This window comes from Streptomyces kanasensis (assembly GCF_043077165.1).
Lineage (GTDB): Bacteria > Actinomycetota > Actinomycetes > Streptomycetales > Streptomycetaceae > Streptomyces > Streptomyces changanensis.
Window position 1 is genome coordinate 57,396 of record NZ_JBIBSF010000013.1, and the last position, 23,876, is coordinate 81,271.

A 23,876-nucleotide genomic window follows, 5' to 3' on the forward strand; every position below is an offset into this window, starting at 1 on the left:
ACGCCGGTGCCGACGGCACGGCAGCGGCCAGCGCCAGCACCGCCGGCGGGAACGTCACCCAGGTCCCCCAGGACGACAGCTACCAGCACTGCGGCGGCGCAGAACTTTTTACCCTCGGCATTCTCACGAACCTCTTGGGCGGAGAAAGCGGCTGACGCCTCCGGCGAACACCACCAAGACGACCCCAAGGACCAGGACCACAGGCCAGGGGCCGCCGCGGGGCGCGGGCCGGGCAGGCGCGGCGGTGCGGGGTGGGGGGCGGCCCCGGCCGTACTGCGGTCCCGTCACCCGGGGACCGGGGCCTATCCCCCGCGCTCCATACCGGCGAGGGCTGGCACGGAGCCTATCCGCCGCCCGCCGCCCGGAGCCCGGCGCCCCGGGCCGGGTGTCGCCTGCCGGGTGGACTCCCCGCGCCCGCCCCCGGCCGGCCCGGCACGGGTGGCGGGCGCGGGGACGGGGCGGAAGGGATGAGTGCATGACGTGGTCGTTACCTCTGCCGGTGTTGACGGTTGCCGTGGACAGTCCGGTGTTGCCGGTGGGGTGGGCGGCTGAGCCGAAGGAGGGGCCGCTCATGATGGCGAGCGGCCCCTCCACGAGCGCCGGGCACGCATCACCATGCCGGGCGGGGGTTCCCTGTTCGCGTCGGTTTGCGGCCAGTAGCGGGACCAGGGGGCGCGGTGCCGACGCTTCGGTGGGGCGCCAAGGACTTGGGGCCCCACCGCGGCGTCGACCAAGCCGAAGGGCAGCATCTTCCCTGACGGGGTGGTGCGCAAGCGGGGCTGAAACACCAGCGGACCGGTCGGCGGGGGGCGATATACGGAAGGGGCTGACCACAAGCGTTCGAGCGGGCTGCGCGTAGATCCGCTGTCCAGAACACCTGCGGACCAAGAAATCAACAAAAGAGACTTTTGGCGCTTTCGGGGTGAGCGGGAGCGCCACTGAGCGTGCCATCCTCTTCGGCACCGGAGGAGGGCAGCCATCAACCGCCTTCCGCAGGTCCGGTTTTGCGGCCAGTAGCACGTTCAGCGCGCGGGCTGCCGGATCCGTATGCGGGGACGGCGGCCGCGCACCCCATCCGGAGGTTCCATCATCGTGTCCCCGTACCATCCCCGAGTCGTTCCCCCGTCCGGTCGGGACCGTCCCGTCGGCCGGTCGGCGGGCCCCGCGCAGGCGTGCGGGATCATCGTCTTCCCCGTCGTGGGGGGCGCCCTGTGCATGCATGGCATGCCCGTGAGCGACGTGCTCGGCCTGCTGACGGGCTGCGGCGTGATCGGCGCCGTCACCACCGCAGTCGTCGGAGGCGGCAGGGCCCTGCTGTCTGCAGTAGCCGGCGCAGCGGCTCGCGCGGCCGCCGACGCCGAACACGGCGCCCGGTAGAGGGGAGCTTGCCATGAACCCGCCCCCCGGCCGGGGCAGCACCCTGGCTCCCGGCCGCTACCACCGGCGGCTCGTCGGCTATCTGATGAGCCTCAAGGAGCGCAGCGGCTGCAGTTACGCCCGGCTGGCGGCCAACTCGCGCACTACGAGCGGTACTGACGGTGCCGGCTCCGTCTCGGCGACCACACTCAAGCGCGTGGTGGACCTCGCCCAGGGTGTACCGGTCGAGCGGGCCGTCACCGCGTTCGTCCGCGCCTGCGGTGTCGGCGGCGAGGAGGAGGCCCTTCGACTCTGGCGTACTGCGCGGGCCGAGAGCCGTGGGCGTCTCGCCGGTCTGCGGGCGCCGCACGTGGACGGTATCCGTACCCGGGCCGATCTTGCCGCGGCCCTGGCGGCCGCCTATGAACGCGCTGGCGCGCCCGTCCTGAGGGTGCTCCAGGCGCGCGCCGCCGACGCGGGGATTGCAGGGCGCGTGCTTCTGCCGCTGACCACGGTCTGGCGTATCACCGGGCGCAGAGGTCTGCCCGCCACTTGGAAACAGTGCGCGGCATTCCTGCGCGGCTGCGGTGTGCCCGCCTCGCAGATGGGTCGCTGGGAGAAGGCGTGGGAGCGCACTGCCGGCCGTACGGCGGTACGGGAGCGTTCTCTACCCCGCCCTTCGCCAGCAGCCCTGGTCCACCGTGTCCGGACGCCTTCCCCCGTCATCAGATGGACCCCCGAGCTGGAGCAGTCGCTGCTGTCGCTCGCGAGGGCGGTGGCCATCTGCGCCGAGGACGTGAAAATGCCCGCCCTGGCGAGGTCGGTCATGGCGCTCGGGCGGACCGTGGACTCTCTGCAAGCGAAGAGACTGGGCACGGCCGCGGTCAATGCGATGTCGGTGCTGCTGCGCTCGCTGGAGGCCACCGCCCGTCTCAACGGCGTCGGTCCGTCCCCTTTGGACAACGGGCATCTCGCACCGGGGGCAGGGTGATGGGTTCCGTGCAGCTGGCCAGGCGTGGCCTTGTAGGGCTCGGCGAGCCGGTACCGGGACCGCCGGACAGCCGCCGCCTTACAGTCCGGGTCATCGGACATCGTCCCGGCCACGCCGTCCCGGCTTCTGCACGAGACGCGAGGGAGGCCCGGTCCTGCACGGCCTCCCGCGTGGATATCGCCCGTACGTGACGCTTCTGTCAGCTCAGCACGACATTTCCCGGCGTTGTGTCCCCCCAGCGGGACACAACGCGCTCCTGCAGCCGTGCCAGGCGCCGCCCGTCGGCGTACGGAGAGCTACAGCACACCGTCGCCCGGTGTCGGCGCGGGCGCGGCCAGCAGGCGGTCCATGCGGTCCTGGTAGCGGCGGAGGTCCTGGGCCCAGCCGGGGACGAGGAGGTACTGCACGGTACTCAGGGCGATCGCGGCCTCCCCCAGCCGGCCGGCGGGAGCGAGACCTCCGGCGCGGACCCGGTGGTCCCACATGATGTCGTCCATCAGCACGGCCAGCACCTGGGCGTCGGCCCGCTCCAGGAGCAGTTTCGCCAGTGTGGAGGAGGCTTTGGTGCAGGCGCGGACCGCCTCGCACAACAGGTGCGCGTCGGCGTGCTCCACGGCGCTGACCCAGCCGGGCAGCCCATGGGCCAGGGGGGACGGGGTGCGCACGTCGTCTCCGGCGTGGTCGGCGGCGAGGTGGGCGGCCGTGATCCGGTCGAGGAGCTCGGGCGGGCCGGTCCACACGCTGCGCCAGGCATCGGTGAGTTCCTCGACACTGACGTCGGCCGTGCCGCCCATCAGGAGGCGGGCTCCGGTGCGGACGAGGGCGGCGGCGAAGGGGTTGGACACCGTGCGGGGTCCGGGCAGAGTGACGCCCGCGGTGGTGGCGTGAGCACGCAGGAGGCCGTCCAGGTCCCGTCCAATGGCGCGCCGCCCCCGCAGCAGGCGCTCGGCGAGGTGCTGGCGGGTGGCAAAGGCGGCGTCGCTGTCGCCCTGCGGGATCTGGGCCAGGGTGACGCCAGCCTGCCGCAGCGGGAGCTGGAGGGTGCGGAGCAGGGCCTGGCGGAGCAGGACGGCGGTCTGTTCGGTGCTGTCGAGCGCCCAGAACGCCCAGAACGCCCAGCCGACCCAGCTGATGCTGCGGCCCGGCCGGGAGAGGGCGGCGAGCCATGCGGCGCGGCAAACGACGTCGGGGCGCAGCGCGCGGGTTGCGGGATCGGTCCACTGGTCGGTGGGGGCCAGCCAGCGCTTGGCGCGCCAGCGTTCGAGCTGGTGTCGGGTGACAGTCAGTCCCAGCCCGCCAACCTCGGCGGTCAGGGCGCGTTCCGCGGCGGAGAGCGGGGTGCGGGTCACGGCTGGCTCCTGCGGTCCGGGACGGCGAGGGCATGGACGGCGGCCGCCGTGGTGAGAGCGCTGGCCCCTTCCTGGCTGCGGGCGGACAGTACGGCGGCGGCGGTCAACAGTAACCACCGCGGGACCCGATGGACGGTACCCGGCCGGGGCCGGGGGTTCCTGTTCACGGTCACAAGGCTCCTCTCGCGTCGGCTCCCCCGGGAAGGCCGCGGGGGCGGCGCCCCTATCTGGCCACACGGGCCGTCGGGGAACGGGAAGAACCTCGCGGGGCCCTGGGGTGCCGGCCGGAGGGCTACGCCGAGTTCGCCGTGCAGCGCGAGTCAAGCGCTTCTGACCGTCCGCCGGCGCACCGTGGCGGTCCTGACCGTCAGCGCAAGTGGCGGAGGCAAGCGCAGGACAATGCACGCCTCCTGCTCGGCGAAAGCGGCACCTGACCCCCTCGTGCGTCGAACTGTCGCGCTCGCCGCCACCATGACCGCTGTCACCGCCCTGCCCCTTCCCGTATCCGCTCACCCCCGCCCGGGCCTGGTCGCGGCGAGTGAGGTTCAGCGGTCGCCGGCTCTTGTGGCGGAGGGGGGCAGTGCCAGATCCATCAGGGCGTCGACCGTGTCGCCGTCCAGCTGGCTGTCGAGGTGGAGAGAGTGCCGCAGGAGGTCGCCGACGTCCTTCGGCGGCAGCCCGAGGCGCAAGCGGGCGGTCAGGCAGATGTCGCCGAAGAGCGACGGCGTTGCGGCGGGTTCCCGCAGGATGTACCAGTCAAGGAGCTTGACGACGTCGCGCCGGATGTCCCCCAGCGAGACGCGGGAGCGGTTCTTCCTACCGGTCCGCTCGATGTCGTCGGCGAGGCCTCCGAGGACGGCCTCGACCAGGGTGGTGCGCAGCGCCGTGACGGGGATGAAGCCGTCGGTGTCGTCGCTGAGGGCGACCGCGGGCCACCAGGCGAGCTGTTTGGCGGTTTCCTCATGGTGCGTCTTGCCGAGCATGCCGCGCTTCCTCCGGCTGCGGTCAGCGTCCCCCAGGCTGTCGCTGATGATCTTTGTGAGGTGGTTGTGGTCGGCGACGAGGCCGGCCGGCTGTTCGGTCCCGAACGTCGTCGTGCCGGACAGCAACGCCCGCAGTCGGTCGCTCCTGCGGTGCTCCTCGGCCCAGTCGCGGGCCACGGGTTGGGACCAGCACGGGCCCTGGGCGGTTTCGAGCTGCGCGGCGGGCAGACTGCGACGCCCGTATGTCGGGTGGGGCAGGGCGGCAGGTGCCACTCCCGCGGCCTGGGCCAGACCTGAGCGGTCCACGAGGCGGTCCGGTTCGAGTGTCCACAGGGCCGGTACCGGGCGGCGGTTCCGGCCGCGACGCGGTCCTGTGCGGCCTGGGCCGCGCTTACGCGCCCTCCCACCGTGGTTGTGACCTGCGAGTTCGGTAGAAGCCCGGTCCGTGACGACGACGGGCGGGTCACCAATGGCTTCCTTGATGCATGCCGCTGGGGATCGTTCTGATAACTGGCCTGAGTGGTTCGGCCCGGCATCGGTGTGTGGCGTAGCGCCGGCGGGGGTGTCAGTGCCGGGTGGGATCATCGCTTTGGGGTGTCTGCGAGGGCAGGGGGCCGGTTATGGCGGTGGAGTGGGAGCGGGTCGGGCAGCCGGGGTTCGACCGGATCGTGGAAGCGCTGGCGCACCGCGTGTACGACGCGGCGGCGCGTGTGGAGGTGGTGAACGGGCGCGGCGGGGACGATGGCATCGACATCAAGGTCAGCCACGGAACCCGGGTACGGATTTTCCAGCTGAAGTACTACCTGGACGGTTTCCCGACCACGGCGCACAAGGGGCGGCGCAAGTCGATCAAGCAGTCGTTCACGCGGGCTCTGCAGCACCAGCCATGGGAGTGGATCTTGGTGGTGCCGTGCACCCTGACCACGGCGGAGCGAGAGTTCGTCACCTCGCTGGCAGCCGGACAGGCGGTACGGGTCGAGGTGTGGGACCGGGCCAAGCTGGACGGGCTGCTGGCCACACACGCCGATCTGGAAGTCTCCTTCACCCGGGATCAGCTGTTCGAGGCGGCGAAGGTCTACGGGCAGGAGCGGGCGCTGCTGATGGACGGGGTGCGGGATGTGAGCGCCCGGGTGACGGCGCTGGGACGCCAGGCCGACGGGCTGGACGACCACTGGACGGTGGACTTCGCCCGCCAGGGCAAGACGGTGGTGCACACGCTGCGGGCCAAGCACCCGCGGGCGCATGAGGTCTCTCCCGTGGAGATCACCCTGACGGGTAACGGGCCTCTGGCGCCTGACCTGGCCCAGGCCGTGCGGCGCAGTCTGGGTTTCGGGCTGCCGGAGGAAGTGGTGCTGCCGGGGGAGGCGGTGGAGAGCCTGACCGCACTCCAGGAGGCGGCCCAGCTGCGCAGCTACATCGAGGATCTGGAGGCGGTGCAGCGCCACTGTGTCACCCCGGCCGACCGGATCGCTCTGCGCATGGCGCGCCTGCCCATCCAGGGACACTGCGTGTCCTCCCCGATCGCGGACCGCCGTGCGGTGGCTCCCGCTTGGCTGACTGCCATGATGGTGGGTTGTGGCGCCGCCTTGGCCGTCGTAGCGGCCTGGAGCGCTTTGACGTTTTGGGTGAGCAGCGGTGGGTGGGAGTGGGTCTGTATGGCGAAGCGAGGACGCTCGTCCCTTCGGCAGCGCGTTGCGGGTGAGGCAGCCCGGCGGGCCGCGGCGGCCCTTCGTCTCGCGCAGGTCCCGCCGTCGCGGCGCGCCGAGCCACCGTCTGTGGGGCCGGTGGACTGGGAGCGGCTCGACGGCGCTGCCCAGGTGTCGGTGTGTGCTGCCGAGTGCCGGGTCTGTGCGGAAGCCAGAGAGTGATTCGCTGCCATTCGCGCCGAGTCGGTGGAGCAGCGGCGCCGGTTCGACGAGCCCGATCAGTACCCGTACGCCGCGGGCAAGCACACGCTGCACCGGGCCACGTGCCGGGAGATCGAGCAGTCTGTCGGTCGGGTCCAGGGGGATGACTCGATCTGGATGCAGGGCGCGCTGACGACGTTCGCCCACGAAGGCACCCTGAACTCCGGTTGGGCGACGCACAAGCGGATGATGGAGCCCAGCGAGGCGGCGGCCTGGGTCGCCGAACGCATCGGCCCGCGTGGCGGCATTCGCTACCGCCTGTGCCGCATCTGCACGCCCGCACTTCCAGTGGCCGGCTGATCCACCGCCGACGGCGGTGGCCTGCTCATCCCCCCTGCGGCCAGCAGTCATGACCGTTACGCGGTTCCGTCTTTACCCCAGGGAAGCCACCGCTTGCGGCCGGTCGCCGGGGTCTCGCGTCCTTCGGCGGGGGGCTCGTCTCGATCTCCTGCTATGTGGGCCTGGCCGAGCACGGCGGCCTGCACGGCCGGCCAGTCCTGCGTGCGCCACCAGCGGAACAGGTCGCCGGAGGCGATCACGGGAAACCGGAGCGCGTCGACGACCCTGCGCTGGTACACCTCGGTAAGGCGCTCGGCGGGGTCGAGGCGGTGCTGGTGGTTAACGATCAAGGCAGCGCAGGTGACCGGCTGACCGGGCCGCAGGTGTGGCCATTTGTCCAGATGGCGTTGAAGCTGCGAGATCAGTTTCTCCCCGGCTGCCCCTGCGGCGGCCTTCACCTGGACCAGGCACGTGGCCCCGTTCAGCGCGGCGAGCAGGTCTGCCGACAGGGTGTCTCCCACTCCTCGTCTCAGCCCACTGGCGGCGGTAGAGGACGTCGCCGTCATCATCCGCCGGCTCGCCGGGCGGGTGTAGTCGTCGAGGACCGTCTGCACGATCTGTTCGTCCAAGCCGGGCTCGTGTGGTCGGCCGCGCAGGACGTAGGAGAGGTGGCGGCGGGCTTCGGCGAGCAGGTGGTGGCGCGCGAAGGCGCCGCGCATCACGTACACCACCGTGGCCAGTGCCACGCCCGTCATGACTGGGACCACGGTGACCCAGGCGGTCCACAGCCCGGTGGGGACGGTGCGGTTAATGGAGTCGCCCATGGCGTAGAGGACGGGGTTAGATTCCTGGCCGAGTGGTCGGGGGTGGCACCCGGCGGGACTAAGCGGAAGCCTTCCACCACTTGTCAAGCGCCATGGGCATGGCTGGGATGGCCAGGCACCGAAGTCAGCCGCTCTCGGGGCACATACACGAACCCCCTAAGCTACTGACTGGTAACGAGAGCTTCTTTGCGGAGCCTCAGGGGAACAGGGCGATGCCGCGGACGGGCTGACCACCCGTAGGCGCTTCGCCCACGATCACAGGACACACATGTACCACCGACTCACACTGAGAGCAGTTGCGTTTCTGACCCTTTTAGGGGTCTTCGTGACGCTTGGCATGGGGCAGGACAGTGCTGTTGCAGCCCAGAGCGCCAGGCTGGCTGGCGCCGAGAACAAGCTCAGCGCAGCCGAGTCCGCACTTGACGACAGCCGACTGGCGGACATCGTCCGACGCTCGGCGGCCATCTCTGGCTGCGACAAGGTGCCACTGCTCGAGAAGCCGACCTGCTACCGCGAATTCGCGACCAAGGCCATCAAGGTCGGCGCGGGCATCGGCGTGTTCGCGTACGGGATCCACTACCTCCACAAGGACACGGTCGAGCACTTCGGGACCGTCAAGAAGGAAGTGGCCGGGCTCCAGAAGCTCAGAGAGGCATTCAAGGAAGATCCGACCACCATCGCGGACCCCGCATATCGCAAGCAGGTTGAGGAGCGGATCCAAGCCGCCGCAGCGGGCGCCCGAGCCGACATCGACAAGCTGATGCTCGATGTCCTGCGGACCATCGAAACGATCATGGTCATGATCCAGATGACCTTGCTGCTGCTCCAGCTGGTCCTCGTGCTCGCGCAGATCGTCGGCAACCCTCAGTACAAGGCGGCAGCCGACGCGGTGAAGGACGGCCTCCGCGGCGTCAACAAGGTGCTCGACGACATCAACGCAGGGTTCGCACAGATGAACCGCGCCCTGGATGACATGAACCGGGCGATCGACGACGTCAACCGCTCCATGGACCACATCAACACGTCCCTGAACCAGGCCAACAAAGCCATGGACCAGATCAACGCCGGCATCGGTGTGGCCAACAAGGCCATGGACGACATGAACAAGGCCGTCCCCGGCATCGCGAAGGGCGCCGAGAAGCTCCGTGAGCTGCCGGCCATCGACTTCGACTTCTCGAACCTCGGCAAGACGTGGAGCGACGGTTCCTCCGGCCTTGACAACGAGGAACAGCAGCGCCGGATGTCCGTGCTGCTCGGCCTGCTGCCGGGTATCGGCGACGGCAAGGGCATCGTCGAAGCCATCACCGGAAAAGACCTGATGACCGGCGAACACGTCGAGGGCTTCGACCGCGGACTGGGTTCGCTGGCCGTGCTGCGCTGGCTCAAGCTGGGCGGAAAACTCCTCCCTGACGACATCCGCAACGCACGCAAGGGTGACACCGCCTTCGAGTGCAACAGCTTCCCTGCCGGGACGCCGGTGCTGATGGCGAACGGCTCCCGCAAGCCGATCGAGGACGTCCAACCGGGAGACGAGGTCCTGGCTACCGACCCGGGCGGCGACACCGAGCTGACCCTTCCGCGCCCCGTCCAGTCCGCGTCATTCACCTCGTCGTACACCGACCAGCGCTTCGTCCGCCTGGAGGTGGCGGAAGAAGGCGGACACAGCGAGCAGCGGGCTTCCCTCACGTCGACCGAGCACCACCGCTACTGGCTTCCGCAACGCCAGGCATGGGTCCCCGCCGACGAGGTGCGTCAGGGCGACCAGCTGCGTACCGACGAAGGCGCACTGGCAGCAGTGACCGGCACCAGCGGCTTCATGGGCAGCCAGGACACCTACGACCTGGACGTGAGCGGCATCGACAGCTACTACGTCCAGGTCGGCACCCAAGACGTCCTCGTCCACAACTGCACTGACCTGGCACGCGCAGAGCGGATGTTCCCGGGCGTCGCGCACACGCTGGACGAACACGTCAACGTCACCCAGCAGCAGATGCAGGAACTGGCGATCAGGAAGACCCGGAAACTCGGCAAACCGACACCGAACAGCCGCTGGGTCGACCAGCAGACTGCACAACAAGTGGTGGACTACGCCGTGGCCGGCAACGGGGCGAGAATTCAGAAATGGCTGCGCGAGGGAGCTAGGACACCACTGGAACTGAAAGGCACCTTCGGCGCCAAGAACTCGCTTGGTGATGTCATGACTCATGACGGGAAGTTCAGCAAGGCAGGAAACGGTTACGTCGTTCTTCTCCAGCGCGCACCCGGCCACAAGCCCGGCGGCTACTACGTTTCTACCGCCTACCCCGTCTGATGCAGGAGCATCCTTTGCACGACTCAGCCCTCACTCCCGACGACCTGACGTTCGACTTCGGCATCACCGCCTTGGGTGGCTCCTTCCACGGCGACTGGATTCTGGACGCCGAAAGCGAGCAGCAGCACATTGCAATGATGACCGGCTCTACGCAGCACGGGATCGTGAACCAGGTGCTGCTGATCGAGGACTTGCTACGGCTGAGGGATTCGGCACTGACCGACGCCGAGATCTCCACCCTCTGGGAGCTCACCAACAGCAACGCCTTCGACGGCAGTCCGTCGATCAAGGACCGGGAGCGTGAATGGCTCGATGAGGTCCTGGCGGTAGTCGTGCCTGTCGTGCAGCGGTTCGGTGCGCCGGAGTCCTCCTGGACATCCGTCGCTCCCTGCCCGCCCCATCACCAAGCTGTTGTCGGTGAGGTAAAGGCAGTGCTTAATCTCGTGCGTCCACGCCAGAACGCTGGTGTCACACTGACCGAAGCACGAGCGGCGGTGAACCGGTGCGCCGACACGGTGTGCCCCGAGCTCGCCTTCCGTTTCGCGCTCCATGCGTTCACGGCCTTCCACTCATCGATCTCTCCACAAGTGTTTGACCGGCTAGGACGACTGGGATCCCGATTGGGCTACGGGGAGTACGTGGTCGGGCGCATCGACTATCTCGTGGATTAGGGACGTCGCCCTACGTTCCGACCTGGCTACCGGGCGGCTCGAAAACAGCGGCCTCCGCGTACGCGGAGGCCGCTGAGCGGTGCGTCCAGGTGGCCCAGCCGGGCACTTGGGGATGGCGCCGTCGTCAGCGAGGAACGGCCCCAGCGTTCCGATCTACCAGCTGAAATGGAACGCCAACGCGTCAGGCAGCCGCGAAGGAACCCGCACGTACTCCACCAGTGCAGGGCGTACCCAGCGGCCCGTGTCATCAGGCTGACCTGGGACGGCAACAGGCGGGCCACCTTGCAGTACGAGCCCAAAAATAGGAACACCGCACGTCATCTGGCGCCGCATTGGCACCTACGACATCCTCACCGGCCCCGGGCAGCATCGGGAGCGGTGGGCAGGGGCCCGTCACCCGCTGGCGGGCTCGGCGCCCGCGCCGAAGGGCGGGACGTCCGCGACCGCGACGTCCAGCCGAAGACGGGCGAAGCGCACCGGGTGCCGCCACGCTCCGCGCTCCAGCGCCGTGTCCACCATGATCTCGGCGGGCAGCTCCGGTTCGACCAGCACGACGTCGAGCAGGGTGCGCGACCCCCAGGAGGTCGTGAGCCGACCGCACCCCCTTCCAGGGGTGCCGGGGTCCTGCCGGTGTCAGCCGGTCGGCCAGGTCGCGCGCCGCGTCCGGCCGCAGCGGCGTACTACGGCCGACCGGCCGGAGCGCCCCGGCCGCGTCGAGACGGCCCAGCACAAGCGCCTGCGGCCGCCACAGGGTTCCGGTAATCGCGCCGACTACCGCCTCGGTGGAGTCCCGGCGGCGCACCTTGTAGAGCGCACGGGCTCCCGGCAGATACCGCTGGCCGCTCCCCCGGATCACCAGTCCTTCGACGCCGGGCACCTGCGTCCAGGACGTCAGCCACTCCTTGGCCGTCGCCAGGTCGGTCGTCTCCGGGCAGAGCGTCCACGGGGCGCTCAGCCCGTGGTCGGCGAACAACCGCTCCAACTGGGCGCGCCGCTCGCTGTAGGGGACGTGCAGCAGCTCCTGGCCGTCGATCTGGAGGACGTCGAAGGCGATGAAGTGCGCCGGCACCTCTGCCGCGAGGCGGGCAGCGGTGCGGCCGCCGGAGACGGCTCGCCGCTGGAGCGCCTCGAACGACATCTTCTCCTCCGCCCACACGACCAGCTCGCCGTCGAGGACCAGGCCGTCGGGCAGGTGGGCGGCCGCGTCCACGAGGTCGGGGAAGCGGCTCTGCAGGAGGCTGCCGCGGCGGGACTGCACCAGCAGCGGGCCGGGCGCCAGCCACGGCGTGAAGACGATCGCCCGGTAGCCGTCGAGCTTGGGCTGGAACCGCAGCTCCCCGGGAAGCGCGCCCGGCGCGGGCACCGTGTCGCGAGCCTGCCCCAGCATCGGCTCCACCGGCGGCCGAAGCACCATACCTCCGGTCTACGGGCTGGGCGATGTCCCCCGCCACTGGGCGCGGCCAGACGGCATCCATGTCGTTGCCCCTACCCAAGGCCTCCCTGGCTTCAGCCTCTCCCGCAGCACGCTCGGCCTCACTACCATGACGCTTCCTCGCGGCATCAATCGTCCGGGCAGGCCTCGTACATGCCGATCGCGACGTTCTCGCTGCTCCAGTACCCCCCGGGGACCAGGGCGGCTGTGCGCTCGCCGCTCAGGGCATCGGCGCCGGAGCCGTGCCGGTGCAGGATGAAGTGCTCGTCGATCGTGTCGTTCACCGCCGCTTCGCCGGAAACGGAAGAGTCACTGGTCCTTCCGAACGGATCTCCGCCCGGTGCACCTCCCCCTTGAAGTTCGCTTCGCTCCAGAAGGACAGTCCTCGCCCTCCGTCGTCCATGGTCCGGTACTTTCTTTCGTTTCGTGCATCGGTCGGCCCGTCCGTGCGCCCTCCCGTCCGGCTCCCCTCAGGCACGGCGGTCCTCCGCCGCGCCTGCGACGCCAGCGCGCGGGATGCGGCGAGGAGGACCCCGGGCCGGCTGAACGTTTGGGGGCGGGCACGCATGTGGGCGACGTCCATGAACGCGCGGTTCACAGCGGGATCGATCACGGACGCCTGAATGACCCTGTCAGTGACCCAGCGGGTCAGCGGGTAGATGCAGGGCCGGGCGCCAGCGATGTGCGGTTGGGCGAGATCGGTGGTGGCGGACACCTGCCACGCCGCGTTGACCACGGCGCCGGCTCGGCGGAAGTAGCCCCACGCTGCCTTATGGGGCGAGGCGCCGGTGCGCAGGTAGGCCGAGAGGGAGGACGCCTGGAGCGCGGCCATCGTGAGGCCTTGGCCGTAGATCGGGTTCACGGACGCGATGGCGTCTCCCACCGCCACCAGCCCGCCGGGGAAGCGTCCGAGTTTGGTGAAGTCCCTCCGGATGCTCTCTCGGAAGTGGAAGGTGGCGACGCCGGAGACGAGTTCGCAGTTCTCGGCGACCGTGCGGATCGGGGGTGCGGAGCGCAGCAGGCGAGCCGTGAACTCCTCCGGGTCGCTGCTCGGCCGGTAGTCCGTGTAGCCGACGAGTACGGCTCCCCACCGGTCTGCTTCGAGCGCGGTGACGGCCGCGGGCTCCTCGACTGCGTCGCGGTAGCGGTACCCGCTCCCCGGGCCGGGTGATGAGTGGGCGACGACCAGCCCATCGAGCTCGTCGCCGCGGCGGAAGTAGGCAGTGGCGTATCCGATCTCGACCTTCAGCCGGGTGTGTGGGGGCTGGTCCCAGCCGTGCGCCAGCAACCAGGCGCCGAGGCGGCTGGACCTGCCCATGGCGTCCACGACCAGGTCGGCATCGAGCCGGCCGCCGGGAACGGGGCCGGCGGCGCGGTCGTCCTCGCAGGAGGAGAAGCGCACTCCGCTGACTCGTGAGCCGCTGAAGACCAGGTCGTGCGCGCGGCCGGTCCGCAGGGTGACATTGGGCAGGGCCAGGACCCGGCGGCGCATGTGGTCTTCGATGAAGGGGCGGGTGGCGCCCAGCATGCCGGTGCCGGAGACAGCGGGTCGCAGGACGCCGTCCACGTAGTACTGGATGGCGGAGCCGTCGCCCATGCGGGCGCCCCCGTCGGTGAGGGCCTTCGTGATTCCCGGAAACCACTGCTCGAAGTGGGCGTGCCCCGTGGTGAGCAGTGCGTGCAGCTGCTGGCGGTGCGGTGCGCCCCGGCTCGGCCCGCTCCCGGCCAGGCTGTCCGGTTCGAGGATGACGACCTTCTCGGCGTGGTCGCTCAGGACCCGGGCTGCGAGCAGCCCTGCGATGCTCCCGCCCAGTACCACGGCAGCTTTCATGTCATCTCCCCCTGTCGGCGCGGCACTTGGCCCGCGCTGGCACCCTGCTGGCCGCCCCCTCGGCGCGCACACAGCACCCTAACCCGCTCGGTCCGCCTGGTCTGGTGGGCCGCCCGCGGTCGGCGAGCGGGCGGGGCCGTGTCAATGAGGTGTGGCCGCGATGGCGGCCCGATCGTTCCGCAGCGCCTGCAGGGCTGCCTGTACCAGAGGCTCGCGCAGCGCTCCGGCGACCCGGAGCAGGCGATCGCGCTCCGCACCCGCGGGAGTGTCCTCGCCGGGCAGCCGGCCCGCGGCAGCGGGAGGGTGGGGGTGGCCCGGGCGGCCTTCCAGCGCCCTCTGGCGCCGGGCGGCGTGCAAGCGGTCCACGGCGTCCCGGAGCGCAGTCGCCGTGGCTGCCGCCGCGAGGTCCGCCTCGGACAGGCTCGGCGGCTGATCCGGGTCCTCAGACTGCCGACGGGCGTGCACGGCGTACACCGCCTCCGCCGCACCGGGGGCCACCCAGGCGCGGAGCGCCCGCATGCCGTCGAGGATCTCGATGACCCGGCGGTGGAGGTTGAACGTCACATTCGACGTCAGAAGGGTGCTGCGGGCGCTCCTCACGCTGAAGGCGAGCTCCTCGTCGATCCCGCCCACGACGAGGTCCCACAGGGGTCGCAGCGCCGTGATGTCACGGCGCTCGCGAAGCCAGTGCCCGACCGCGGATCCGGACAGGCCGTAGCACATGGACAGGAAGCCCGTCACCCCGGTGACGTTCCCCCACAGGGCCACCGTGTCCAGGCTGTGGTTGCCGAACGCGGCGAGCGCGATGGCCGGGACATTGAGGACTATGTAACCGAACACAAACCACATGGCCACCCCGAAGACCTTCAGGGAGTGCTGCAGCCGGGGGTCCTCGGGGGTGAGTCGGCGGCAGCGCCAGAAGGTGTTCAGCGTGCCGCACCCGAAGGTGGCCAGGAACACGGCGAGGAAGGCCAGCACCAGCGGGTCGTCCGCGTAGTGGGTGTTGAACTTCAAGGGGTCCGCAGGATCCGACAGGTCCGCCGAGGAGAAGAGCGCGACCATCAGGAGCGCGGCAGTCACGTACGCGGCGGTCCACTTCGCCACGACCCGGCGCAGTGCGCCAGGATCCTCGCGGAGCTTCTGGTCCATCAGGAACGTGATGATGTGGGTGTAGGCGAAGCAGGCCAAGATGCCGAGGGAGACGGGCAGCGTTGCGAAGCTGGGCTGGTCGAGGGTCTCCCCCACCGCCCGGTACCCGGCAGGTGAAGCCAGTACGTACACCGGGGAAGCGGTCAGGAACATGACCGCGGTCAGCGCCAGCGTCGGCGTCGGATCGCGTCTCAGCGCCAGGAACTTGAACACGGTGACTGCGGACGCGATGACGAAGATGCTGAGGTAGACGACATTCGAAAGGCTCTCAGACACCGGACCTCCGATGAGTGAACGCCGAGGTCAGGAACCCGTCGGAGTCCTCGCTGCCCCGCAGCCGGATGTGCCGCTCCAGCATGACCGTGGCGAACGCCTCGGCACGCCTTTCGTGGGCGTCGTCGTAGTGCGACCGGGTCAGGACCTGGAGCACGGGTCCCGCTTTCAAGTTGGGCAGCAGCTGCCGGACGGTCTCTTCGGACATGGGCCGGGGCGTGTGGCCTTCCGCCGGGTGCTCCTCCCAGAGGTGGAACAGCTCGTGGAGGGCGGCATGCAGGCGGGTGAGCTGGGACGCCGTCGCGTCGATGACGATGAAGTCGCGCTCCTTGCCGCGGGCGCAGAACGCGGATACCTCCGGCGGGAGCCGTACTTCGGTGACCGTGATCGGCTTGCCGCGCCGCGCCGCGACGGTGTCGATGAGGTCCTGCAAGGTCCGCACGCCTGAGAGGCCGAGGTCCCGGCGGATGAGCCGCGTCGTGGACCGTGTGGCGAAGTGGATCGCCACCTGCTCTTTGAACGAAGCCCACAGTGATCTCACGTGCCCCGGCAAGGAGCCCGGCCACTGGGGTATCCGCTCCGCGGTGCCGTCTCCGCACTGGTGCTTGCTACTCGAGGTTGCGTCCATAACTCCACGAGGGGTCTGTCTCCCCGTACCGGACTGGTGGACCTGTCCAAGGAAGCTGCCGAACCGCCTGAGGCACGCCGGTGGGGCCGGTCCCGCCCGGGACGCACAGCCCGCCGCGTTGCGGCACCGGGCTGGCGCGGGCAGCCCAGCGCGGCGAAGGCAGCCGTCCAGCCGATGCGCGAGCTGCTCGCAGGACCATGGAAGGCCGCGGTCGCACGATTCCGACCCGCACAGCCCCCGGAAGCCAGGCCGCTGCGGCCGCACCACCCGGCCGGCAACGAGCGCCCGCCAGGTGGCAGGCCCGGGCCCTCGCAGCAGCAGCGCATACGGCGACCGCGGACAGTCGGCGGGCGAGGCCCCTCCCTGCGCCGAGTCTGGGCCGGCGGCCGTTCCCAGCGGCGGCCGCGCCTCCGCGCGGTGGCGATGCGCCTGGTCAGTCCCAGATGGGGTCGAGCAGCGCGCGCTGCGGCTCGCTGTCCCATGTGGGGTCGGACGAGCGGGCGGTGCCCGTCGCGGCCGACTCCGGGGACTGACCGGCGTGGGCGGTCGACCCTGCGAGGAGCAGGCTCGCCGCCGCTGCGGTGATGGTGCACGCCGCGACGAGCACTCTGCGGATTCCCATGCTCTTGCCCTTCCTGTGGCGACTGGCATGTCGGCGAGGGGCCGACCTGTCCATCCCCTACCGCGCAGCGCCGGTGCCGAGGGCGCCGACGCTTGGCAGTGGGTGCGCCGCACCCGCACAGGCGAGCGAAGCACCGCAACCGCTGTGTGTAGGCTCCACGTTCGAGGTAGCCCTGTTCAAGCCAAACGTGTTTCGTGTGTGCGCACTTCCAGGCTGCGAAGGTTCCAAACCATGGCAAAGTCGGCTGAGGAGTCCGGGGTGGGTGGTCTGGGGAAGCTCTCCGAGGACGCGCTGTCGCTCTACGCGGCGATGACCCGGGGGAAGCTCACCTGGGAAGACGGCACACCTGGCCTGCAGGAGCTGATCGACGCCAAGCTCGTCCTCCCCAACGTGTACGCGAACGACCCGCTGTATCTGCTTCCGGATCACCACACCGTCTACAAGGCCTACGTCGAGCAGGCCGCGGCCACCGTCGCGGCGGCCAGCCGCACCCTCCTCGACCTTCCCGAGTTCTTCGGCATCCTGCCCCACTCGGCGGAGGACGGCAGCGGTGTGGAGTACATGGGCACCAAGCAGCAGGCCACCTCCGCCATCACCAAGGCCATGGCAGGTGTGACGTCGTCCATCTGGACCGCGCACCCGAAGGAGCGGACACCCGAGGTCATGTCCCGCTCCGAGCCCGACGTCACCCGGAAGCTGCAGTGCGGGATCCGGATGCGGACCATCTACCCCGATATCCGGCACCAGGCCCACATGGCCCGCTGGGCAGCCAAGGTCACCGGGCTCGGAGCGAAGTGCGGATCCTCAACCCGCCCTTCTTCCGCACGGTCATCATCGACGACACGTTCGCGATGATCAGCGACTACCGGCAGGGCGACAACCTCGACCCCGCCACGGCCTCCACCGCCTTCGCTGTGACGCATCCGGGCGTCGTGGCGTTCATCCGGGCCGTATACCTGGCCCAGTGGAACCGGGCCGAACCGTGGATGGGCGGGCACGTCGCCCCCATGAGGTCAGGCCAGGGCCCGATCACGACGGCTCGGCAGTCATCCTCCGCGGGTTCAGCGCAGGCAAGAAGGCGGCGGTCATCGCTACCGAGCTCGGGGTGAGCACCCGCACCGTGACGACCATCCTGGCCCCCCTGTACGAGAAGCTCGCATAGTGCCAGGCGATGCGTTCCGGCTGGGGGAATGGTGGAGCCGGTCTGAGGAACGGCACATGGAATAGCGGGGAGCAAGCACAGGAGAGCCGGGTCGACGGCGGAGCAGCGGCACGCGGCCGCTGGGGATGCGCCCCGCCCCGCGAAGGGCGGTCCTGTCCGCCCGCTGCTGGTCCGGCCGCGCAGGCGCAGTAGGCCCACCGCATGCGGCATACCGGGCTTCTCGCTGCCGCCCTGTCGCCCGCCGAGCTGAGCAGACAAGCCGTCCAGGCAGACGAGGACGGCGCCACCCCGCCGCCCGACAGCCCGGAGCGGCCGGGGGCCCGACGCGGCGCAGCGGGCCGGGGCGGCCGGCCGCTCGCGGACGGGATCGAGCCGGGAGATCCAGCGCCTGCGCTACGAGTGGGAGCCTGCGGCGGCCATCCCGGCGGACGCCGACCGCCTGACGTTCCGCGAGGGCGGCGACGAGGGGTTCCCGCACGCCTTCGCCCGCGTGTCGGCCGGCAGCCTCGACGCGGCCACCCGGGACGAACTGCCCGCGAAGGACGCCAGGCAAGTGGCCGAGGAGGGCATGCGGTTCTACCTTGACTGCCCGGGGAGCGCCGCAGGTGGAAGCCGGCCGAGCTGCCTGGCGGCACCCTCGCCGGGCCGGCTGTGCCGTCGGCCGCCTCGTACCACCGCAATGTCGGTCATCTGGGGGTCGCGCCCGAGCAGCGCGGCAAGGGTCTGATCGACGAGATCCTCGGCGAGATCACCGCTTCCACGCACTCGAAGGTGCCGAGCACGTCACCGCGACGACGGACACCGAGAGCATCCCGATGGCCGCGGCCTTCGACCGCGCCGGCCACAGGGTGACGGAGGGCCGTAATGGTCCTGGAGGGCCCGTGCGCCGTATGACCGGCGCCCTGGGCGCTGCAGCGCCGAGCGGGCGTTCGGTAGGAGCGCGGGTGCGGCGGGCGCATCCGGCTGGCAGGCGAGCCGGGTCCCGCCCGTCTGACCCGGCCCCCCTCCGGGTGGCCAGACGCCACCGCCCGGCGACCGCGCCGCCGGAGGCTTCCGTCTGATCCGGTCGTACCGCCTCACGCACGCTCCCGGCAGCAGTGACCGCCGCCTGCACCGCCCCGGTCGGGCACTCCTCTCCGGAGGACTACCGGGCCGGCTTGACGATCGACCGGCGGCCACAGCCGAGTCGGCTCGGCCTCCCCCGAGGCGGCAGCCGGGCCGTCCGACCGGCGGACGGCCCGGCTGCGGCGTCGTCTTCCCAGGGCCTGCGGCGCTCGGATGCGGCCGCCGCCTCCCGGAGCGCCTGCCCGCGGAAGTCGGGCCGCGGTCCCGGCTGGGGACCGCATCGGCGGGGTCACCGGCGCGGCGGGTCCGTGACAGCGACCTTCTCCGGGCCGCACCCGATGCGTTCGGCTTCGGCGGCGACATACGGGGGCAGCAGTGCCCGGGTCAGGTCGAAGCGGCCGTCTTCCAGGGACGACTTCTGCTCGACCATGAAGACCACGGGACCGGTCTGGCAGGCGGCCTCGTACACGGCGCGTTTCTGGTTCACCGTGCCGTTCCCCTTGGTTCCCCTGACGTGGATCCCTCCTCTGAGCACGTCACGCGAGAACACCGCGCTCAACGACGGATCGACCACGGTCGTCAAGCGGAGGGTGGCGTCCAGGCTCTTGTAATTGACTTCGCAGACGCCCGCCGGGCCCTCGCCGCTACCGCCGGTGCGGGACCACGTCATCCCCTCGCGGTAGGCGGCCGGCAGGGTGAGGCCCTTGATCCCGCAGAAGGAGTGCGCGGTGACGTCCTGCCGGACGGTCGGCTCGGGAAGCCGGCCCGGCATCCGGTACGCACCCGAGCAGCCGAAGTCGCGCAGGACGCCGTTCGCGGCGGACACGGCCGCGCGGACCAGGACCGCACGGTCCTCCTCCTCGTGTTCGGAGAACGACTGGGTCCCCCCCATGGCGAGGTCGACCACCGTGGCCGCTTCGTACTCGCCCGTCGGCCCCGTGCAGCTCTCCGGGAGGGCCAGCCACGCCCGGGACGCCGACGCCATGCCGGGCAGACCGGCTCCCATGGAGGCCATCCGGGCGCCGAGGAACTCCTCGGGCCACTGCTGCGCGTCGGAGCCCCGCAGCCCGTCCAGCGTACGGACGCGCACGGTCAGCTGCCCTGCGGCCCTGCCCTCCCCGTAACTGGTGATGCGGCACTGCCCGTAGACCAAGCCCCCCAGCGGATCGGGCTGCAGGGACTCCTCCTCGACCCTGGTCTCGCGTTCGCCGAACAGCGCTTCCATCGTCCCGTCGTCGAAGGAGTCCCAGCAGGGGGCTGCCGCGGGGTTCAGCAGGGGCAGGGAACCGGCGCGCCAGGCAGCGGTCCCCGCGCCGAGGAGGGCGCCCGCGGTCCCGGCGGCGACGGCCGCACGGGCAGTACGGCTCCGCAGCAGGCGCCGCAGAAGGGGCAGCCGCGCCGGGGTCCGGGCGCCGGGGTCCGCCGCAGCGCCGCCAGCGCTCCCGCCGGCGCCCGGCTCACGGCTGCCGCCGTTCGTGTCGGCCATCACGCCTCTCCCCCGGTCCCGCACCCGACGCGCTTGCTCGCGGACGCGACGAAGCTCTCGAACACCCGCCGGTCGTCGGGCCGGCCGCGGCCCTGCAGGCCCAGCCCCACTCTCCCGTAGAAGACCGTGGGCCGGCCGTCGCAGACCCTGCGCACAAGTCCCTTGCCAGTGCCCTCGGGCAGCCCCGCGAACAGTGCCGCTATGCGCGGGACGCCCGCCATCACGAACTGGGCCGCGGGCTCGTCCGGCCCGCGCATCCCGGCCGCCCACGCCGAACAGGTCTGGAGGTGCTCGCTGACCACCCCGACCTGCTCCTCGTAGGACGACTTGCCGAACTCGAAGACCACTCCGGGGATCCGGCACAAGGGGGTGCGGGCGTGGCCGTCCGGCGCCGCGACCTTCACCATGGGCGACGACATGGCCAGTGGCTCGGCTGGTGCGCAGCCCGCTTCCTGCATGCCGACGCCGGCCGCGTCCAGCAGCATCCGGGCCACGTCCATGCGGGAGCCCGCGCCGAAGCCGCCGCCTCCCTCCCTCTCGGTGCGGATCGTCACCACCGCGGGCCTGCCGTCGACGTCGCACGCGGCGGGCAGGACGAGCATGGCGCGGTCTGCGGCGGCGAACCCGGGAAGCCCGTCGGGCAGCGGAGAAGCCGACCCGTGGAGGTACCGGGCGATCCAGTCCTGGCGCTCGCGGGCTTCGGCGGGCACCGCTCCGTACTCCAGGACGAGCTTCCGCCGGGACGTGCCGCGAGAGCCCGTGGAGACCACCTCGACCGTGCAGGTGCCGTGCGGCTCGCCGGCGGAGGGCGGGGCGGACTCCGTGGACCGGCGTTCGGCCCCGGACCTCGAGAGTGCTTCTTCGCCGAGGAACTCCGGTCCGCTGTCCTGCTGCCAGGCACCCCAGCAGTAACTGTCCCGGAAGGGCCCGCTGTCCGTGGCCCACATACCGAGCCCGGTGGCTGCCAGTGCCGCCGCCGCCCCGGCCGCTACGAGCGCGGGCGCCCTGCGCGGCCGCCCTCCTGCCTTGCCGGCCATGCCGTTCCCCCCTGGACTGTGGACTTCAGCGCAAACGTCCTGATGCTACGGCAGCGGGTTCATCCGGCCGGCGCTGCCTCCCGCCTCACGGCACCGCCGGCTCCGCATGCCCCGACGGGGAGAGACGTGCGGTCGGCGGGCAGGGCGCGGACCGTTTGCGGCCCACGGCGCGGCCGCCGGCCCCCGGCGCTGCTCTGCCCGATCCCCCGGCGGCCGGTGAGGGGGTCATGGGAGCTGAGCCGGTGGGGGTGCGTGGGGTCGGTCGGGCAGCAGTGGATGCGCATCCGGCCACGCCCGAGGTGGACGCCGACCGGGTCGATGACCCGGGGGTCGCTGACGGCGGCGCCGTCCTCGACGGGAAGCCGGCTTCGTGAGGCCCCGTCGCACTCCCATTCGTCCACGGTGAGCAGGGGCGGCATCGGAGACCGGCCTTGCGGGCAGTCGACGGGGGCGGGATCGGTCAGGTGCCACGAGGCGTGGCCGCCGGCCTTCCGTCCGGGGGCGTTTGTGGCAACTTCAATTGGCCCCACTTCGACACTGAAGTCGGCCCCGCCGGCGGGCGTCGGGCGGTCGCGTGAGGGGCGTCGACCTCGTTCCGACAAGTTGTTTCGGCCACACCCCGAACGAGTGGGTTCTCCGGCCGTGGGGAGGGGGCAGGGCGGTAGCGTGAGCGCATCGGATCCGGACTGGTCGACGGGTCCCGACAGCCCGCCGGCCCACGGGATCTCGACCCGTGTTCGATCCGGGACCGACGGATTCTCCGATCTGCGGTGGACGACGAGGACGGGCATTGGCACGACCGGCGGAGAACGGTTCGGGCTCAACCGGGCACAGGCCGGCGTCCCGCAGGGGGTGTCGGCCTCGGTTCGTGAACGGGTCGGGTCGGAACTTGGTGCTCTGGCAAGAGCCGCGTCGGCGGCCGCAAACGGCGCTGGGACGCCGGCCGTGAGCCCGGCAACGATCTGCCGGACGCCGCTGGGAACGGGCGTCAGGCCATCGCGAACTTGGCAACGTACTCGTCGAAGGGCTCGATGCCGACTTCCGCACGGAGTTCGTCCATGCGCTCGGGCTCTTCGCAGGGCCACGGAACCGGTGCCCTGTCATTCACGCCGGCGATCTGAGTGCCGTAGATCTGCTTGCGCCCCTCGTTGGTCAGTGTGCGGTCGCGTAGAAAGGCCAGCTCACGTGGGCCGGCCGTGCCTGCCAACACTGCCTGCTGCATCAGGTGGAGGGCGCGTCGCTGGACGTCGAGCTGCCGGTCGGCGTGCTGGGCAATCAGCCATGCCGCGCGTGCGGCCTCCTCGCCGACGTCTTCTGCTGTCGGCCAGCCGTACTCATCCATGATCTGACTGAGTCGATCACCGTGCCGTACGGTCAACCGGCGCCACGCCAGTCGCTCGGCGGGGTCGTCGCTATTCGCGTGGGCTGAGGACTGGTGATCGGTTGCGGCCATGGCCGTGAGTTCCTCCGCCAGCGCGGCAACGTCGTGCGTCACTCTCAACTCCCTGGTCGAGTCGATGCGTTGTGCTCGTTGCCCTCAACCCTAGAAGAACATATCGGGCGTGAAGATCATTCCGGAGAACGGTGACAGGCGCCTGCGCGCACCGCGATAATGGATCAACCCCTGGAGCCAGAGCCGGAGTTTTCGGCTCGTGCCCCGATGCTTGCCGGCACGCTGATTGCGGGGCCCGGCGACGGAACTCTGCTCGGCCGTGGCGGCACCCCGGCGCGGGTGGGGCCGCGTCGTGGTCCGCCGATGGGCGGCGAGCGCGGGGAAGACCGCCTCGACGTCGACGGGGCGCACGGGCGTGGTGCGGCTCATGCCGAGGTCCTCCAAGGCCGTTCGGCGTCGATGGTGGCCACCAGGTGCGGCCGTCCAGACGGGGTCCTCGCGGGCGTTCCCGCTGGATCGTGGCGACGGAGGCGCCGCCGGCTGATTCCGGCTGCGCGGCGCCTCGACGGCCCCCTTGTGCGGGACGGAGCGCTGCGCGGCAGCCGCGCGGGGCTCCGGTCGCGGCAGCGCCAGTAGACCGCGCACCGCGCTCCTCAGGTGCCGGCTCCGCCCGCCCGAACACCTGCTACCGGCACCGTGATTGCGCGCCCTGCCTCTTGCGGCACTTCCGTTCTCGGCAGTCGGTACCGGCTCGGGCGGACTATACGATCTACGCACCACGCCGTCACACCAGGTGACCGCGTGCGCAGTACGAGGAGGAAGCGTCATATGAGGTCGGTCAGCAAGGTCCTGCTCGCCGGGGCTGGGGCCGTCATGGCTGCCGCCGGGTTCCTCGCCCTGGCCGCCGGCGCACCGGAGAAGGAGCCGACCTGGGACAGCCCGTCGGCGGCCGCCCACACCCTCTCGGTGGACTCCCGGGATACGGGCGAGCCGTCCTGGGACTGAACCCCAGGGGTCCCGGTCCATTCCCCGCCGCCGCTCCGCGCAGGGGAGCACAGTGGTGGGTCGCCCGGCGAAAGGGCGTGAAGCAGGTTTCCACGGGGGGCAGCTCGATCGGCGCCTGCCAG

The 23,876-nt window shown here is 70.9% G+C and carries 20 protein-coding genes and 1 pseudogene; 8 read left to right on the top strand and 13 right to left on the bottom strand.

Annotation, left to right across the window (positions count from 1 at the left end):
• The first annotated feature begins 1,224 nt into the window (after positions 1-1,224).
• Together ACF053_RS27325 and ACF053_RS27330 are read left to right on the top strand one after the other, a co-directional pair.
• Positions 1,225-1,377: a hypothetical protein gene (locus ACF053_RS27325; protein ID WP_391956434.1), complete on the top strand. Its 153-nt coding sequence runs from the start codon at positions 1,225-1,227 to the stop codon at positions 1,375-1,377.
• Positions 1,378-1,390: 13 nt separating this feature from the next.
• Positions 1,391-2,347, top strand: a complete 957-nt coding sequence (locus ACF053_RS27330) for a hypothetical protein (protein ID WP_391956435.1) — start codon at positions 1,391-1,393, stop codon at positions 2,345-2,347.
• Positions 2,348-2,643: 296 nt separating this feature from the next.
• On the opposite strand, the gene ACF053_RS27335 is transcribed toward ACF053_RS27330, so the two are convergent.
• Positions 2,644-3,696 carry a hypothetical protein gene (locus ACF053_RS27335; protein ID WP_391956436.1) on the bottom strand — a complete coding sequence of 351 codons (1,053 nt, stop codon included), beginning with the start codon at positions 3,694-3,696 and terminating at the stop codon, positions 2,644-2,646.
• 545 nt (positions 3,697-4,241) lie between these two features.
• On the bottom strand, positions 4,242-4,856 hold the full coding sequence (locus ACF053_RS27340; RefSeq protein ID WP_391956437.1) for a hypothetical protein: 615 nt from the start codon (positions 4,854-4,856) through the stop codon (positions 4,242-4,244).
• Between the two features lie 443 nt (positions 4,857-5,299).
• Between ACF053_RS27340 and ACF053_RS27345 the strand changes: the two genes are divergently transcribed.
• Together ACF053_RS27345 and ACF053_RS27350 are read left to right on the top strand one after the other, a co-directional pair.
• Complete coding sequence (locus ACF053_RS27345; RefSeq protein WP_391956438.1) at positions 5,300-6,547, top strand: hypothetical protein; 1,248 nt, start codon at positions 5,300-5,302, stop codon at positions 6,545-6,547.
• 24 nt (positions 6,548-6,571) lie between these two features.
• Complete coding sequence (locus ACF053_RS27350) at positions 6,572-6,886, top strand: hypothetical protein (protein WP_391956439.1); 315 nt, start codon at positions 6,572-6,574, stop codon at positions 6,884-6,886.
• Between the two features lie 536 nt (positions 6,887-7,422).
• On the opposite strand, the pseudogene ACF053_RS30275 reads toward ACF053_RS27350, so the two are convergent.
• Positions 7,423-7,602 (bottom strand): annotated as a pseudogene (locus ACF053_RS30275) (MobF family relaxase); the annotation flags it as partial.
• Between the two features lie 412 nt (positions 7,603-8,014).
• Here ACF053_RS30275 and ACF053_RS27360 point away from each other — a divergent pair.
• Together ACF053_RS27360 and ACF053_RS27365 are read left to right on the top strand one after the other, a co-directional pair.
• On the top strand, positions 8,015-10,000 hold the full coding sequence (locus ACF053_RS27360) for an RNase A-like domain-containing protein (RefSeq protein ID WP_391956441.1): 1,986 nt from the start codon (positions 8,015-8,017) through the stop codon (positions 9,998-10,000).
• Between the two features lie 14 nt (positions 10,001-10,014).
• On the top strand, positions 10,015-10,671 hold the full coding sequence (locus ACF053_RS27365; protein WP_391956442.1) for a hypothetical protein: 657 nt from the start codon (positions 10,015-10,017) through the stop codon (positions 10,669-10,671).
• Between the two features lie 247 nt (positions 10,672-10,918).
• On the opposite strand, the gene ACF053_RS27370 is transcribed toward ACF053_RS27365, so the two are convergent.
• From ACF053_RS27370 to ACF053_RS27395, 6 genes are all read right to left on the bottom strand, one after another.
• Positions 10,919-12,085, bottom strand: coding sequence for an ATP-dependent DNA ligase (locus ACF053_RS27370; RefSeq protein ID WP_391956443.1), 1,167 nt, complete (start codon positions 12,083-12,085; stop codon positions 10,919-10,921).
• 146 nt (positions 12,086-12,231) lie between these two features.
• Positions 12,232-12,387: a hypothetical protein gene (locus ACF053_RS27375; protein WP_391956444.1), complete on the bottom strand. Its 156-nt coding sequence runs from the start codon at positions 12,385-12,387 to the stop codon at positions 12,232-12,234.
• On the bottom strand, positions 12,384-13,934 hold the full coding sequence (locus ACF053_RS27380) for an FAD-dependent oxidoreductase (protein WP_391956445.1): 1,551 nt from the start codon (positions 13,932-13,934) through the stop codon (positions 12,384-12,386). Before ACF053_RS27380 ends, ACF053_RS27375 begins: the two co-directional genes overlap by 4 nt.
• A gap of 141 nt (positions 13,935-14,075) precedes the next feature.
• A complete protein-coding gene (locus tag ACF053_RS27385; RefSeq protein WP_391956446.1) occupies positions 14,076-15,359 on the bottom strand; it encodes an MAB_1171c family putative transporter in 1,284 nt (427 codons plus the stop codon).
• Positions 15,352-15,798 (bottom strand): hypothetical protein, encoded by a 447-nt coding sequence (locus tag ACF053_RS27390; protein ID WP_391956447.1) that lies wholly within the window; start codon positions 15,796-15,798, stop codon positions 15,352-15,354. The genes ACF053_RS27385 and ACF053_RS27390 overlap by 8 nt, the downstream gene beginning before the upstream one ends.
• A 619-nt stretch (positions 15,799-16,417) precedes the next feature.
• On the bottom strand, positions 16,418-16,606 hold the full coding sequence (locus ACF053_RS27395) for a hypothetical protein (RefSeq protein ID WP_391956448.1): 189 nt from the start codon (positions 16,604-16,606) through the stop codon (positions 16,418-16,420).
• A gap of 231 nt (positions 16,607-16,837) precedes the next feature.
• Between ACF053_RS27395 and ACF053_RS27400 the strand changes: the two genes are divergently transcribed.
• Positions 16,838-17,461: a hypothetical protein gene (locus ACF053_RS27400; protein WP_391956449.1), complete on the top strand. Its 624-nt coding sequence runs from the start codon at positions 16,838-16,840 to the stop codon at positions 17,459-17,461.
• Between the two features lie 1,661 nt (positions 17,462-19,122).
• On the opposite strand, the gene ACF053_RS27405 is transcribed toward ACF053_RS27400, so the two are convergent.
• The 4 genes from ACF053_RS27405 to ACF053_RS27420 all read right to left on the bottom strand — a co-directional run bounded on the left by ACF053_RS27405 (position 19,123) and on the right by ACF053_RS27420 (position 23,178).
• A complete protein-coding gene (locus ACF053_RS27405; protein WP_391956450.1) occupies positions 19,123-20,319 on the bottom strand; it encodes a hypothetical protein in 1,197 nt (398 codons plus the stop codon).
• On the bottom strand, positions 20,319-21,356 hold the full coding sequence (locus tag ACF053_RS27410) for a hypothetical protein (protein ID WP_391956451.1): 1,038 nt from the start codon (positions 21,354-21,356) through the stop codon (positions 20,319-20,321). Before ACF053_RS27410 ends, ACF053_RS27405 begins: the two co-directional genes overlap by 1 nt.
• A 988-nt stretch (positions 21,357-22,344) precedes the next feature.
• Entirely contained in the window at positions 22,345-22,851 is a 507-nt protein-coding gene (locus ACF053_RS27415) for a DUF6624 domain-containing protein (protein ID WP_391956452.1), read from the bottom strand.
• 48 nt (positions 22,852-22,899) lie between these two features.
• Entirely contained in the window at positions 22,900-23,178 is a 279-nt protein-coding gene (locus ACF053_RS27420; protein WP_391956453.1) for a hypothetical protein, read from the bottom strand.
• 399 nt (positions 23,179-23,577) lie between these two features.
• Between ACF053_RS27420 and ACF053_RS27425 the strand changes: the two genes are divergently transcribed.
• Positions 23,578-23,754: a hypothetical protein gene (locus ACF053_RS27425; protein ID WP_391956454.1), complete on the top strand. Its 177-nt coding sequence runs from the start codon at positions 23,578-23,580 to the stop codon at positions 23,752-23,754.
• Positions 23,755-23,876 lie beyond the last annotated feature (122 nt).